Below are 13,280 nucleotides of genomic sequence, written 5' to 3'. Positions count from 1 at the left end.
AAACGCTGATCGGGTCTATCGACGGCGCATGCACCAATCGACAGTAGACTGAATTCACCGGGGATCGGCCCCGATGTCTCAACATCGACCGAGATGAATATCTCCTCGAATACAGTCATCAGATCAAAGGCTCCGGGGAGACCAGGGGCGGACGATTGCGGATCGCCTGCCAGTGAGTTCGAAACGCATCCCGACGCTCCTTCAGCGATAAACTGTCATCCCAAAGGAGGCCAGAAAAGGTCGTAATGTCGAAAGGCAAGTCCGTGCCAGCACGTCCCATCACCATCGTCGGTAGCGCGCGCCCGAAAGCATAGCCGAGTTCAAGAAAGCAATTGGGGCGCCCGCCGGTGATGTCGGCCAGTACCACTCTGCTACGATGAAGCTTTTCGAAAATCTCCTGGTCGACGCGAGGATAGTCGAAGGCCTGTTCGCCATCGATCACGACAAGACGATAGCCCAATTCGCCCTCGATGATCGGGCGAACGACGGTCTCAAAATGGTCTTCGACCGGGCGATAGTCCGGGTGCTTGTCATTGAGCAGCCGGACAGCGAAGGCCCGCGGTGGCTCCAATGCTTCGAGCAGTTCGATGAGCTGATTAACTCGCTCGTCGACTTTCTGCCGTGCCGGGAAGCGGATGCGATTGAGCCAGGCATGCGAATTTTGGTCGTCATTTGTGCGGAACAGACGTTCGGCTTGAGCGGGCTGCAGCCCGAACCGATAGAGCTGGCGTGCCCCTTCATGGTCTGTGGTGAGAGGCAGATCGAGCGGTATCACTGGCTTGCCCGCGGCATGATAGAGATTGGCGAGATAGAGCACTCCTTCACCGCCACCGAGCGTAATCAAGATATCGCCTGATCGCGCCTGGATTTCCATCCGCTTGCTGTTCATGTTCCATTGCGCGGCGTTTTCGATCTCGACCAGCGGGCTATCGCGCAACCGATCCCATAGCTCCGCCTGATCCTCGGGGATCTGGTCTTCGGTCTTGTAGTGCTGGACAGCGATGGCGAGCGGGCCGGCAATGTCGCCGGGGCGCCGAACGAGATTTTCGGGGGGCCATGCGCCCGTACTGTCACCGATCATCATCAGGTCGGAGCGCACACGGGTGACGACCTTCTCGATATCGGCCGTGGTGTAAGTGCTGGTTCTGGTTGCGGTCTGGCTCATGGCTCAGTCCTCCGTCTTGAAGCGCGGGCCGAAAATCTCTTTCCAGACCTCATTGTCGTTTTCCGCAGAGGCGAAGCTGGCAGTTTCCCAAGCCTCGTTCGCGGCCGCGACGATGTCGCGCCGTTCCTGCTCGGACAGGCGGCTGGCCACATTATTCTGGCTGGACACCGGATCGAGGATCACCACCGGGTCGTTGAACTCGCCGAGCGGGAGGGTGTTTTCAGGAAAGCTGATCTCGTCCAGGAGACCCGACTGGGCGATATAGAGCAGGAAATTGCGGAAGCGCTGGTCGATGCTGCCGCCAGTGCCCTGCGTATCGAGCACATGGGCCATGATCAGTTCGATGGTGAAGGATTTGAGCTTTGTGATGCCATGGTGGTTGCGCCATTTCTTGGCCATGCGCACGAGCGTGCGAAAGTCGCCGTCCACATCCTTGCGGTCGCGCACGAACTTGATCTGGCCAGGTGCGCAGGTCTCGACCGGATCGCCGGTTTGAAGGTCGAACTGCCAGCCATAGCCGGGCCGGTCGGGATCTTCGATCACCGGCACGATGTCGACGCTGAGGCCGGTGCCAGCGAAGGTGACGGTTGCGGCCTTGCGCTGGATTTCGAAGTCTTCAACCGACTTGGTCGGATATTGCTTGATCAGCAGTTCGTAGATCGTGTCGTTGAGGCTTTGCAGAGTTTCCTGGTCCGCATCCATGTCGGCGATATAGACCACGACATCGACATCAACCGGGTCGACCGAAGTCTTGCGCAGGATGGTGTATTTGGCGAAGGAACCGGCCTTGACGACCTTGGTGATCTTAACCTCGGTCCGGTTGCGCAACGACTTGCACAATTCCGTGACCAGACGGTCGACCTGCTCGTGATATTCCTTGCGCTTGTCCGCCGGCAGGCGAAGCACATTGCAGTCGTAATAGCGCAGCGCGGTATTGCTCAATGCCATCTTGGGCACTCCCTGAACATTCGCGCGCTGGCTCGCCGGTTGCGCCGGTATCGGGTCCCGGCTGCGGGGCGTTTCATCGCGCTTCGGTTTACAAACCCGATATCTTGGGCCTCATAATCGCACATTTAGGATGGCATTAAACCATTTCAAGGGGTTTCGGTTTACAAAAATATTTCTATATGGCAGTTTGTAAACTGCATCGCAGGAGGTCGATATGATAGGACGCAAGCTCAAGGTGGCGCGCTCGGCCGCCGGCCTGTCGCTGCGCGGGCTCGCTGAGGCGATCGACAACCGCGTGTCCGCCCAGGCCATCGGCAAATATGAGCGCGACGAGGCCATGCCGGGTTCGGGTGTGCTGATTGCGCTTGCCGATGCATTGGGCGTGTCGGTCGATTATCTGCTGAGCGCAGAGGAACTCGAGCTCGAAGGGGTCGACTTTCGCAAGAAGGCGATCGCTTCGGCGCGCGAGGAAGCCCAGCTCGAAGCGCGCACGATCCATATGCTCGAACGCTATCTGGCAGTTGAGGACATGCTCAACCTGCGCAGCGTCGATTGGGAGCAGCCGCGCAGCGCGCCGCATCCGGTTGCAGATTTGCGGGATGCGGAAGACGCGGCGCGCTCGGTGCGCGAGGACTGGGGGCTGGGCAATGATCCCATTCCCAAACTGTCGGAACTGCTGGAAGAGCGCGGGATAAAGGTGATGTCGCTCGATCTCGACGAGATCGACGGGCTGGCCGCCAAGGTTAGACGCAAAGACCGGGCTGCCTCACGAGTGATCGTCATCAAAAAGAGTTCGTGGTCCGAGCGCAAGAGATTCAATCTTGCACATGAACTTGGCCATATGGTTCTGGCACCCGAAGGCGGTGTCGACGAAGAGAAGGCAGCGCATCGCTTTGCCGGTGCCTTTCTGATGCCTGCCGATGTGCTGCGTTCAGAGGTCGGCGCTCATCGATCGTCAATCAGCATTGGCGAACTGGTTGCGCTCAAGGAACGATTTGGCGTGAGCATCCAGGCGCTGGCTTATCGCTGCAAGGACGTGGGCATCTTGAGCCAGGCGTCGCTGGGAAAACTGTTCCGCATATTCGCCGAACGGGGCTGGCGCTCGCCGCCTTATGAGGAGCCAGCGCGGATGGAACCTGAAGAAGAGGAGCCTCGCCGGTTCGAACGGCTGTGCTATAGAGCATTGGCAGAGCAAGTAATTGGAGAGGCTCGGGCAGCGGAACTGCTCGGCATTTCCGTGCGCGAGCTCGATGCGCGACTGGATCAGAACATGGTGTAGCCTTTGCCCGTCCTCGTTTCGGATACTTCTGTGATTATCGATCTGGAACGAGGCGGGTTTCTCGAAGACCTCTTTCGCCTGCCCTATGCATTCGCGGTTCCCGATCTGCTGTTTCACCGCGAACTGCGAGGGGAGCTAGGCGATCGATTGGTTGCACTCGGTCTGATTATCCAAGAACTTGACCCTGCCGAACTAACGCGTGCCATTGCCGTACGCCGGGAGCGCACAGTTCTATCCGCGCCCGACACCTTTGCCTTTGCGATTGCCGAGCAGCGGCGTTGGGCACTGCTGACCGGCGATGGTGCTCTGAGGCGCCTTGCGGCCGATAGCGGAGTTGAAACGCATGGCCTGCTCTGGCTATGCGACCGCTTCGAGGAACATGAAGTGCTTGGCTATACGCAGTTGCATGCAGGGCTGAAGACGATCTCGACGCATCCGCGCTGCCGATTGCCGGCAGCCGAAGTACGTGTGCGCCTCAATCGTTACTCAGTCTGACGATGCTGTCGTGACGCCCGAGGTCAGCCGGATGGCAATCGGCTCCGTTGCCATTGTCCGTAACTCCTGAATGATTGACGGTTCCGAACAGTGCAATCTGGGCAGATCAACGACCGTTTTGTTGGCGAGAGCAGACAGTAGGAGCTCAGCCCCTTTCCGCCAGAAATTGCCTCACCCGCTCCTGCGTTTTGCGCCTCGGCCGGCGCCCTTCGCGAAGATCCTGAACAAACCGGGGGTCCCCAACGGCCAGCCTACCAAACATGCTGGCCTTCGTACCGCTTCGCGCCAAATAGCCCTCAATCTGGTCCAGGAGCTCCATCGCCTTCGACTCGCTTTCCGCTTGTGTTCTTGTTATGTTCTTATTAGGAAGGCTTCCTAGAGTCTAGGATCGAATTTCCTAGACGGATGCGATAGGACCCGCGGCGATGGAAGATGCACGTAAAGCCCTGGACGATCTGATCCAGCAACGAGGATGTAATTACTCGTCGATCTCCCGCCTTCTCGGACGCAACGCGGCCTACATCCAGCAATACATTCGCCGCGGCAGTCCCCGGCAGTTGGACGAGCAGGACCGCTCCGTGCTCGCCCGCTTCTTCGGAGTAGACGAGAAGATCCTCGGCGCTCCCGAACGGCGATCCGGCCCGGTCGTCGAACTGGTCCATGTCCCGGTTCTCGATGTCGAGGCCTCGGCAGGGCACGGCGCTTTGGCCGAAATGGAATCCAAATGCGCCCAGTTCGGGTTCGACGAGAAGTGGCTGCGCCGTCTGACCGCAAGCAAGGCGACGAGCCTTTCGATCATCGCCGTGCACGGGGATTCGATGGAGCCAACGCTGCATGACGGCGATGAAGTCATGGTCGATCTCAACGATGGACAGTCGCGGCTGCGCGACGGGATCTATGTGCTGCGCATGGACGACATGCTCAGCGTCAAGCGGGTCGCAATCGAGCCGCAAGGCAAGCGGGTCTCGGTGCTCAGCGACAATCCGGCCTATCCCAGTTGGCGCGGACTGGAGAAGCGGACGATCAATATTGTCGGCCGCGTGCTTTGGTTCGGCCGCGCGCTTCGCTAGGTAGCTCGCCAATGCTTGCCCTCCTCGCTGCCTCGATCGTCGCTGCTGGCCAGACCTTTACCTGCACACCCACGCATGTCTGGGATGGCGACGGGCCTATATGGTGCGGCGAAGGCCCCCATGTCCGCATTGCAGGGATCGCCGCACGCGAAATGGACGGAACATGCCGAACCAACCAGCCCTGCCCCGACGCGTCGGCAATCGAAGCGCGTAACGCTCTTGTCGATCTTCTTGGCGGCCCTCGCGGGACCATCTCGACAGGGCATGTCGTAGTTCGTGGACCGAGATTGACATGCCGGTCGGAAGGTTCGGCAGGCGGCAACCGGACGGCTGCCTGGTGCCGACTGCCGAACGGAGCCGATCTCTCCTGCGCGATGATCCAGACACGCACAGTGCTGCGTTGGGATCGCTACTGGAAAGGGCCCGCATGCCGCTAGGCCCGGAACTCTGTCTGACAGGCCGTCTTGCCGAAGGCCCCTTCGGACTTGAACTGCATTCGGGCGGCGGGGTGTGGGAGCTCGACACCGGGCGTGGAGCACGCCGGTTGGTGACAATCAGCCGCCCTTTGCAAGCGTAAGCCTCGCGCGCGCGCTCCTCAGCAAGGTGCCCGCCCGCATCATTGTCGACAAAGAGATACAGCTGCCGCACCGATTCCGGGATGGTGGCCAGGCCGAAGCGTTCGTTTCCCAGCGTCGCCCAGCAGGGAACATTGAACATTTGCATCGCTGAGAGGGCCGTTTCGTTTCCTTCTGCGAGGCCAAGGCGCCCCCCATCCGGGTGCGCAAAACGCACCGCGCCAGAACCGGGACTACCTAACGCACGCCTGGGCTGATCGAAAGAAGCCAAGCTGGTTTTGTCGAGGTCAAGGAAGGAGCGGTGCAGCGCCAGAATTCCGGCATCATTGCGCACGGCCGCCACCATCGCGGGTAGAAACCGGACAGCCCCCTTTGGCCCCAGCGGCATACGCGGGTGGAAACGCAGCTCCGGCGAAGAAATCGTGATGCCTCTGGACGCGAGGTACTTCTCGGCGGGGCTGCCAGCGATGGTCGACGCCTCACGCCAGAGCCTCAGCGCATTGCGATTGGCAACTTCCTCGCGCGGTTCGGCCACGATCGGACCACTCGTGCCATCGAACAGGTCCGCAATTCGTATTCCGAGCCCGGCCATGGCTTCTATCACTGCCTCGTTCGTGCAGCCGGCAAAGCAATGAACGAGGATTGCGCGCTTTCCGAGTGTGATGCTTAGCGAAGGAGTGCGGTCGTCGTGGGCCGGGCAGCAGCACATTCCGCGCGAACGCGACCAAACACCGCCCAACTGCTCGACTATCTTGCGCGCGCGGGTTTCCAATTGCCCGCCTTGGAATTGGGATGATCGGTGTTGGCGCATGGGGGCATCTCCATCGTAACGTGCCTCCACCCGCGCAGCCTCCGCTCTGCGTCGTTGAGGTTTCATTTTCCTACATCATATGTTCTATATATGTTCTTTCCCGATTCGACCATTAAAGGATTCGGGAATGAGATTGAAATGGGCAGTAGCCGCAGCGGCAACGGTAGGATTTGGGCTCGCGCTCCCCGCTCACGCGCAGGAACTTGAGCCCACTCAGATGACCGTTGCCTCGGAGTTGACGACCGATGGCTTCCGCGTTGCAGAAGGGACTGATGGCTTCCTTCTCGTCGAACATGGCATTTGGAGAAAACCTCCAATGGACTCGTCCGAGCCGCCGGCTACCAATGCGGGTCGAACCTATCTGCCCTATCGATATCCAAAGCCCCAAGGCGGCGCGCCATCGGGCTTCCGTCGGGCAAGCTACCTTCCTCATGTTTACGCTGCTGAGGCTCAATACTCGCTACCAAGCGGCCTTCTCGACGCTCTTGTATGGACGGAATCACGATATAATCCGATGGCCATCAGCAAGGCCGGGGCCGCAGGTTTGGGCCAATTGATGCCAGGGACAGCGCGGGACCTTGGCGTTTCAAATCGCTTCGATCCCAAGGCGAATATCTTAGGTGCGGCCAGATACCTACGCCAGATGCTAGACAAGTTCGGGGTAGTTCATCTGGCCCTCGCCGCCTACAATGCAGGTCCCGGTGCCGTCGAGCGCGCCGGCGGTGTTCCACGCAATGGCGAGACGCCGGCCTATGTGCGCGAAGTGCTGCGCCATTGGCGTTTTTGAGCGGGGGGCATTGTGAGTGCAGGTCGAATACGCGTGTCGGGGACGTTAAGCCGCGGTAGACGCGGAATGTTCCTGACCACAACAGACGAAGTCGTCTGGATCATCGAGAGCGACGAACCCGAATGCGAATTCGTCGGATTAGCAGTGATTGTCGAAGGCGTTGTCGCAGGTCGAGATCGATTGCGCGCGGACTGGATTGGACCGGTCTGATCGAAGCCATCGTTATCAGGCTGCCCGCTTCCCTGCCTTCTTTATGTCGATCACCTTCCCGCCGCTCAGATAGTCAGCCCAGTCCTGCATCATCCGGCGCCGAGGAGCCAGGTATTCAGCGGCATTGTACGCTCCACGCACATCGTTTTTCTCCGAATGCGCGAGCTGTAGTTCGACCCAATCCTCATGGTATTTCCTGATCCACATGGGCGGCTTACCGAACTCTACCAACTGCTCATTGGCCCAGGTGCTCGCCAAGGCCCGGAAGCCGTGTACGGTTTGGCGGCTGTGGTATCCGAGGCGATAGAGCGCGTAGATCATTGTGTTCTCTGAAAGCGGCTTGTTCGGGCCGTTGCCCGGGAAGAGAAACTCGCCAGGCGCTGCTGCTATCATGGATTTCGCGATGTGCGTTGCCTGCTGCGAGAGGGGTACCAAATGCTCTCGTCCCATCTTCATTCGCTCGGCTGGTATCCTCCAGACAGGTGATTTCCCGCCCAGGTCTTCAAACTCGGATTTGGCGGCGAAACGCAGTTCCTTGGTTCGAACCCAAGTCAGGAGCGCAAAGAGAACTGCGTCACGGGTGATCGCGGACCGTCGTTCGCCCTCTTCCTGGTAGGCATGCAGCTTCTCGATGAATGCGGGCAACTCGCTGAGCGGCAGCCGGCTCATATGCTTCACTCTTGGTCGCGGCTTTAGAGCCCCGCGCAAATGCGTCGTCGGATCGTTCGAGGCCAGACCACACGCGATTGCGAACTGGAAGACTTGCCCCACCCCTTGTTTCGCACGCCGGCTGATATCGAGCGCGCCTCTTGCTTCGATCTTGCGGATCATTGCCAGGACGTCGGGTGCCGTGATTTCATTCACGAGTTTCTCGCCGATGGCTGGAAAAACGTCCCTTTCCATGCGCGACCAGACGCGTTCAGCGTGCGCGGCATTCAACGCGCTCTTTCGATTTTCATGCCAGCGCTTTGCGACCTCGAAGAAGGTGGCTCCTTCCTGCGAGATCACTTCTCCCTTGGATTTCATTGGATCCTTGCCCTCGGCTAGCAACGCCTTTGCGGCTGTGCGCTTGTCGCGCGCTGCAGCTATCCCGAGGTCTGGGTAGGCGCCGAACGAGAGTAACTTCTCCTTGCCCGCGAAGCGGTACTTCATCCGCCACAACTTTGACCCGTTTGGCTGGACGAACAGAAACAATCCCTCCCCGTCGGCCATCTTGTAGGCGCGCTCGCGTGGCTTGGAATTTCGGGCCTGAATCTCCGTGAGAGGCATTGGGGGTATCGCTCCTTTCCGATACTCCGCGAAAATACCCCCAAAATACCCCCACACCAAATCTGGCTGCATGTGGAAGACCATGGGCGCATGCGGACGCGAATCACCCGCAACCCTCTGCTTTTCTTTCGATTTTTGGAAAAATGCGGAAGCTAGTGGAAGCTTCCGGATCAAGGAATGGTAGCGGAGGAGGGACTTGAACCCCCGACACGCGGATTATGATTCCGCTGCTCTAACCAGCTGAGCTACTCCGCCCCGAAAGGCCGCCCGTGCGGGCGAGCAGCGCCTATAGGCAGGGCTGCGGCGCGGGTCAATATCCTGTGCGCGCGCCGCGAAATTTCCGTTCGAACGCCAGCTCCCACGGTCCTCCGCGATAATGATGGGCGGCCAGGCCGACGATCCGGAGCGGGCGGGGACGGAAGGATTCTGCAAGTTCGGAGAGCAAGGCCTGCGCGCGCGCGGGTTCGACCTTGTTCTGCACCGTGATGTGCAGCCGGGGTGTCCCGCGGTCCTGCGCGGTGAGCAAGCCGGCAAAGCGGTCGGCGATCCGCGCTCGCACCGCCAGCAGCCCGGCGCTTTCGACGCGAAACGCGACGCCGCGGCCGAGCGAATAGACCTCGCGCAACATGGCATCGGGCGGCGGCGTATCGGCAACGATCGCCCGGACAAGCTGCGCCAGTTCATCGAGCGACGACGGCGGCAGCTGGTGAAACAGGGTGATATGCGCCGACAGGAGATTGCGCTCGGGCGGGAAATGCGCGGTGCGCAGCGCATCGAAATGGCGCTGGTCGGCCGCACCCATCGTTCCAGTGACGACGATGGGCGCGGCGCCAGCGACGCGGTTGGGAGGGGGGATGACCGCGCCGGCTATTTCAGTGCCCCTGCCGAAACCCGCAAGCGGATCGATGGGCGTCGGGGACGGGCGGACAGATGGCGCCGCGGCGTCGATAAGGCCAATCGATAATTTGCCTTACAATGATCGATTGTTTCGGTCACGCCGCCTGGTGGTCCCAAAAGGCGCGCAGCGCCTCCGCGACATCGCGCGGCCGCTCGGCAATCGCCCAATGGCCAGCCCCCTCGACGACCGTCAGCGGCACCTGTTGCCGACTGGCAAAGCGCGTTGCGACCGACAGGTCGACATAGGGATCGCCCGCGCCCCAGATCAGCGCGCCGCGTCGCGGCAACCGCGCCAGATCGCACGCCCAGTCGCGCGAAAAGTCCAGGCCATGCGCCGATCGATAGAGCCTCAGGATCGCGCGGCGCTTGTCCTTGTGCGCCCATTGGCGGGCTTCTTCGGCGGCGATACCGGCGGGCACACCCTGCGCCGACAATCCTTTGGCGAGCGACGCGGGCCGACTGAGCGCCATGAAGAGTTCGCCGATGATCGGCCTGTTCCAGATGTGCGCGATACGATGGCCGCGATAGTCGGGATCGATCACGGCGTTCGAAACCGTCCAGCTGCGGATCAGGTCGGGGCGCAGCATCGCGACCCGCTGCGCGATGAGCGCGCCCCAGTCGTGCCCGACGATGTCGATCGGTCCGTGCGCCGCCGCCAGCGCCTCCGCCTGCCCCACCGCCCAGTCGGCATAAGCGTCCTTGGTCGCCGCAAAACCAGCAGGCAAAGGCCCGGTGAAGCCAGGCAGAGCCGGCACCGCGACCGGCGTGTCGCCCAGATCGAGCGCGTCGATCAGCGGGCTCCAGATCGCGGGGCTGTCGGGCACACCGTGGAGGAACAGCTTTGCCGTCATCTCGCTCACTCCCGCTTCGCCGCGTCGCTCCGATCCTGGTGCCACCCACGAACGGGGCCGGCCCACCGGCGTCCTACATCTCGCCCCGCTCACGCCGCAGCGCGTACCATTTCTCTACATTCGCGCTGTGCTCGGCAAGGGTGCGTGCAAAGACGTGGCCGCCGTCGCCCTTAGCAACGAAATAGAGATAGTCGTTCGCTTCGGGGTCGAGCACGGCCGCGATCGAGGCCTTGCCCGGGTTGGCGATCGGCCCCTTGGGCAGCCCGGTCATGCTGTAGGTATTATAGTCGTTCACCGCCTGAATCTCCGACCGCTTGATCCGGCGGCCGAGCGGCTTGCCCTTGGTGATCGGATAGATGATCGTCGGGTCGGCCTGCAACTTCATGCCCACCGCCAGCCGATTGGTATAGACCCCGGCCACGGTGCGGCGCTCGGCGGGGACCCCGGTTTCCTTTTCGACGATCGACGCAAGCGTCAGGGCTTCGTTGCGCGTCTTGGCCGCGGTCCGCGGGCTGCGCTTCGCCCACAGCTCGGCAAAGCTCTTGTCCATCGCCGCCTGCATGCGTTTCAACACCGCGGCGCGCGTCTCGCCGGTGGTATAGGCATAGGTGTCGGGCAGAATGCTCCCTTCGGGCGGGACCGGTATCTCGCCCTTCAGCCGCTTTTCGGCCATCAGCCGTTCCCACACCATGATCGACGGCATGCCCTCCGGCACGGTAACGAACCGCTGGACGGTCTTGCCCGATTGCAGAAGCGCCAGGATGTCGCCCGCGCTCATGCCCTGCTTCACTTCATATTCGCCCGGCTTGATCGGGTCGTCGCTGCCAAGGAAGCGCGCATGATTGACAAAGGCGGAGGCTGATGTCGCACCCGCCTCTTCGAGTATCTCGCCTGCCTTGGCGATGCTGGCCCCCGACGGGATGACCACGACGGTGTCGCGCGGCGCGCCGCCCGAACAGGCGGCGAGAAGCAGCGCCAGAATCATAGCCTGTAAAAACCGCGCGAGTGTCATGCTGCGCAAACCCTCTTCCGCTCGTGCTGAGCTTGTCGAAGCACCGTCCTTTTGCCTTCAGGTCTGAAGGAAAAACGGCCCTTCGACAAGCTCAGGGCGAACGGAGTTTGGAAACGCGAAGGATCAGTCGACCGCCTTCAGGATCAGGCTGGCATTGGTGCCGCCGAAACCGAAGCTGTTGTTCAGCGCCGCTTTCACCGGGCGCTTTTTCGAGGTGTGCGGGACCAGGTCGACGCCTTCGGTTCCCTCGTCGGGATTGTCGAGATTCAGCGTCGGCGGAACGATCTGGTCGCGAATCGCCAGGATGCAGAAGATCGCCTCGACGGCGCCGGCCCCGCCGAGCAGATGGCCGATCGCCGACTTGGTCGAACTCATCGACACACCGCCGATCGCATCGCCGAACAGCCGCTTGACCGCGCCCAGCTCGATCGTATCGGCCATGGTGGAGGTGCCGTGCGCGTTGATATAGTCGATATCGGCAGGGGCCATGCCCGCCTTTTTGAGCGCCATGTCCATCGAACGATAGGCGCCGAATCCTTCGGGGTGCGGTGCGGTGACGTGATAGGCGTCCCCCGACAGACCATAGCCCACGACCTCTGCATAGATCTTGGCGCCGCGCGCCTTGGCATGCTCATATTCCTCGAGCACCACGACGCCGGCCCCCTCGCCCATCACGAAGCCGTCGCGGTCCTTGTCATAGGGACGGCTCGCCTTTTCGGGCGCGTCGTTGCTGCTCATATTGAGCGCGCGCGCCTGTGCGAAGCCCGCGATGCCGATCGGGCAGATCGTCGATTCGGACCCGCCCGCCAACATGATGTCGGCATCGCCGTCCTTGATCATTCGGGCCGCGTCGCCGATCGAATGTGCGCCCGTCGAACAGGCGGTGACGACCGCATGGTTGGGTCCCATCAGACCGTATTTGATGCTGACCTGTCCCGAAATCAGGTTGATCAGGCGACCGTGGACGAAATGCGGGCTGACGCGGCCCGGCCCCTTTTCGGCGAGCAGCAGGCTTTCGCTCTCGATCCCCGGCAGGCCGCCGATGCCCGATCCGATCGAGCAGCCGGCGCGCAGCTTCGTGTCCTCGTCCATATCGGTGAGGCCGGCATCCTCGAGGGCCTGCCCGGCCGCATCGATGCCATAGATAATAAACGGATCGACCTGGCGCTGCACCTTGTGATCGACGCGCTTCATCGGGTCGAAGCCATAAGGATGGTCGGCCGGCTTGACCTCGCACGCGATCGTGCATTTCTGGTCGGATGCGTCGAAGCGGGTGATCGTTCCCGCACCCGACTTTCCGGCTATCAGATTGGCCCAGCTCGTCTCGACGTCGCCGCCCAGAGGCGTCACCAGACCCAAACCCGTCACCACAACCCGGCGCATAGTCATTCCTTTCGTCGGCCCCGGCCTGTCCGGGGCACGGCATCACTCTGTCGGGGCATGCCCATAAAAAAAGCTTCCCGGCCTCTCACGCGCGAGCGTCAGGGACCGGGAAGCCGGAAACGCGTGGGCAGCGTCGCCGCCGCGTCCGGCCATGCCGGACCGGGCCGCCTTAGCCCTTGTTCGCTTCGATATAGTCGATCGCATCCTTGACGGTGGCGATCTTTTCCGCCGCATCGTCGGGGATCTCGACGCCGAATTCTTCTTCGAACGCCATCACCAGTTCGACAATGTCGAGGCTGTCGGCGCCCAGATCGTCGATGAAGCTCGCTTCTTCGGTGACCTTGTCGGCTTCGACGCCCAGATGTTCGACGACGATCTTTTTAACCTTTTCAGCCGAATCGCTCATGCACAGTTCCTTTTTTCTGGCTATGTCGTGAATGTTGGGATTTGCCCTAGAGCCCAGCGACGGGACTGGCAAGAGGGCTGGCGTGATCGCCGTCCGACACCGGCCCTTCGCTGGCGCGCTTT

14 protein-coding genes, 1 tRNA gene and 1 pseudogene are annotated in these 13,280 nt (G+C 61.4%); 6 read left to right on the top strand and 10 right to left on the bottom strand.

All coding sequences use genetic code 11. The annotated features are described in order from the left end of the window. Positions 1-118 precede the first annotated feature (118 nt). Together AC58D2_RS17370 and AC58D2_RS17365 are read right to left on the bottom strand one after the other, a co-directional pair. Positions 119-1,165 (bottom strand): hypothetical protein, encoded by a 1,047-nt coding sequence (locus AC58D2_RS17370; protein ID WP_494227692.1) that lies wholly within the window; start codon positions 1,163-1,165, stop codon positions 119-121. Positions 1,166-1,168: 3 nt separating this feature from the next. Further along, complete coding sequence (locus tag AC58D2_RS17365) at positions 1,169-2,113, bottom strand: CBASS oligonucleotide cyclase (RefSeq protein ID WP_120106844.1); 945 nt, start codon at positions 2,111-2,113, stop codon at positions 1,169-1,171. Positions 2,114-2,327: 214 nt separating this feature from the next. Between AC58D2_RS17365 and AC58D2_RS17360 the strand changes: the two genes are divergently transcribed. From AC58D2_RS17360 to AC58D2_RS17345, 4 genes are all read left to right on the top strand, one after another. Continuing rightward, positions 2,328-3,392, top strand: a complete 1,065-nt coding sequence (locus AC58D2_RS17360) for a helix-turn-helix domain-containing protein (RefSeq protein WP_120106842.1) — start codon at positions 2,328-2,330, stop codon at positions 3,390-3,392. A 3-nt stretch (positions 3,393-3,395) separates the two neighbouring features. Continuing rightward, entirely contained in the window at positions 3,396-3,887 is a 492-nt protein-coding gene (locus tag AC58D2_RS17355) for a PIN domain-containing protein (RefSeq protein WP_120106840.1), read from the top strand. A 425-nt stretch (positions 3,888-4,312) separates the two neighbouring features. Next, positions 4,313-4,957 (top strand): S24 family peptidase, encoded by a 645-nt coding sequence (locus tag AC58D2_RS17350; protein ID WP_007011047.1) that lies wholly within the window; start codon positions 4,313-4,315, stop codon positions 4,955-4,957. Positions 4,958-4,968: 11 nt separating this feature from the next. Beyond that, positions 4,969-5,394, top strand: coding sequence for a thermonuclease family protein (locus AC58D2_RS17345; protein ID WP_494227691.1), 426 nt, complete (start codon positions 4,969-4,971; stop codon positions 5,392-5,394). Positions 5,395-5,575: 181 nt separating this feature from the next. Here AC58D2_RS17345 and AC58D2_RS17340 read toward each other — a convergent pair. Further along, positions 5,576-6,124, bottom strand: a pseudogene (locus AC58D2_RS17340) (DUF7146 domain-containing protein); the annotation flags it as partial. Positions 6,125-6,470: 346 nt separating this feature from the next. Here AC58D2_RS17340 and AC58D2_RS17335 point away from each other — a divergent pair. Both AC58D2_RS17335 and AC58D2_RS17330 read left to right on the top strand, forming a co-directional pair. Continuing rightward, entirely contained in the window at positions 6,471-7,130 is a 660-nt protein-coding gene (locus tag AC58D2_RS17335) for a lytic transglycosylase domain-containing protein (RefSeq protein WP_497392364.1), read from the top strand. Between the two features lie 12 nt (positions 7,131-7,142). Then, positions 7,143-7,340, top strand: a complete 198-nt coding sequence (locus AC58D2_RS17330) for a DUF5818 domain-containing protein (RefSeq protein ID WP_497392363.1) — start codon at positions 7,143-7,145, stop codon at positions 7,338-7,340. Positions 7,341-7,355: 15 nt separating this feature from the next. On the opposite strand, the gene AC58D2_RS17325 is transcribed toward AC58D2_RS17330, so the two are convergent. The 7 genes from AC58D2_RS17325 to AC58D2_RS17295 all read right to left on the bottom strand — a co-directional run bounded on the left by AC58D2_RS17325 (position 7,356) and on the right by AC58D2_RS17295 (position 13,158). Then, positions 7,356-8,609, bottom strand: coding sequence for a tyrosine-type recombinase/integrase (locus AC58D2_RS17325; protein WP_497392362.1), 1,254 nt, complete (start codon positions 8,607-8,609; stop codon positions 7,356-7,358). Positions 8,610-8,787: 178 nt separating this feature from the next. Beyond that, positions 8,788-8,864 (bottom strand) — tRNA-Met (locus tag AC58D2_RS17320). Positions 8,865-8,919: 55 nt separating this feature from the next. Further along, positions 8,920-9,411, bottom strand: a complete 492-nt coding sequence (locus tag AC58D2_RS17315) for a 2'-5' RNA ligase family protein (protein ID WP_497392361.1) — start codon at positions 9,409-9,411, stop codon at positions 8,920-8,922. A 190-nt stretch (positions 9,412-9,601) separates the two neighbouring features. After that, entirely contained in the window at positions 9,602-10,357 is a 756-nt protein-coding gene (locus AC58D2_RS17310; protein WP_497392360.1) for an alpha/beta fold hydrolase, read from the bottom strand. Between the two features lie 73 nt (positions 10,358-10,430). Beyond that, positions 10,431-11,342, bottom strand: coding sequence for an endolytic transglycosylase MltG (gene mltG / locus AC58D2_RS17305; protein ID WP_497392359.1), 912 nt, complete (start codon positions 11,340-11,342; stop codon positions 10,431-10,433). A 150-nt stretch (positions 11,343-11,492) separates the two neighbouring features. Then, positions 11,493-12,752, bottom strand: coding sequence for a beta-ketoacyl-ACP synthase II (gene fabF, locus AC58D2_RS17300; RefSeq protein ID WP_497392358.1), 1,260 nt, complete (start codon positions 12,750-12,752; stop codon positions 11,493-11,495). A gap of 169 nt (positions 12,753-12,921) precedes the next feature. Then, on the bottom strand, positions 12,922-13,158 hold the full coding sequence (locus AC58D2_RS17295) for an acyl carrier protein (protein WP_003039428.1): 237 nt from the start codon (positions 13,156-13,158) through the stop codon (positions 12,922-12,924). Positions 13,159-13,280 lie beyond the last annotated feature (122 nt).

The sequence above is a fragment of the Sphingopyxis sp. CR5 genome, from assembly GCF_059693785.1.
The sequence above is the reverse complement of the archived record's forward strand: the minus strand, read 5'-3'. Positions and strand labels throughout refer to the sequence as shown.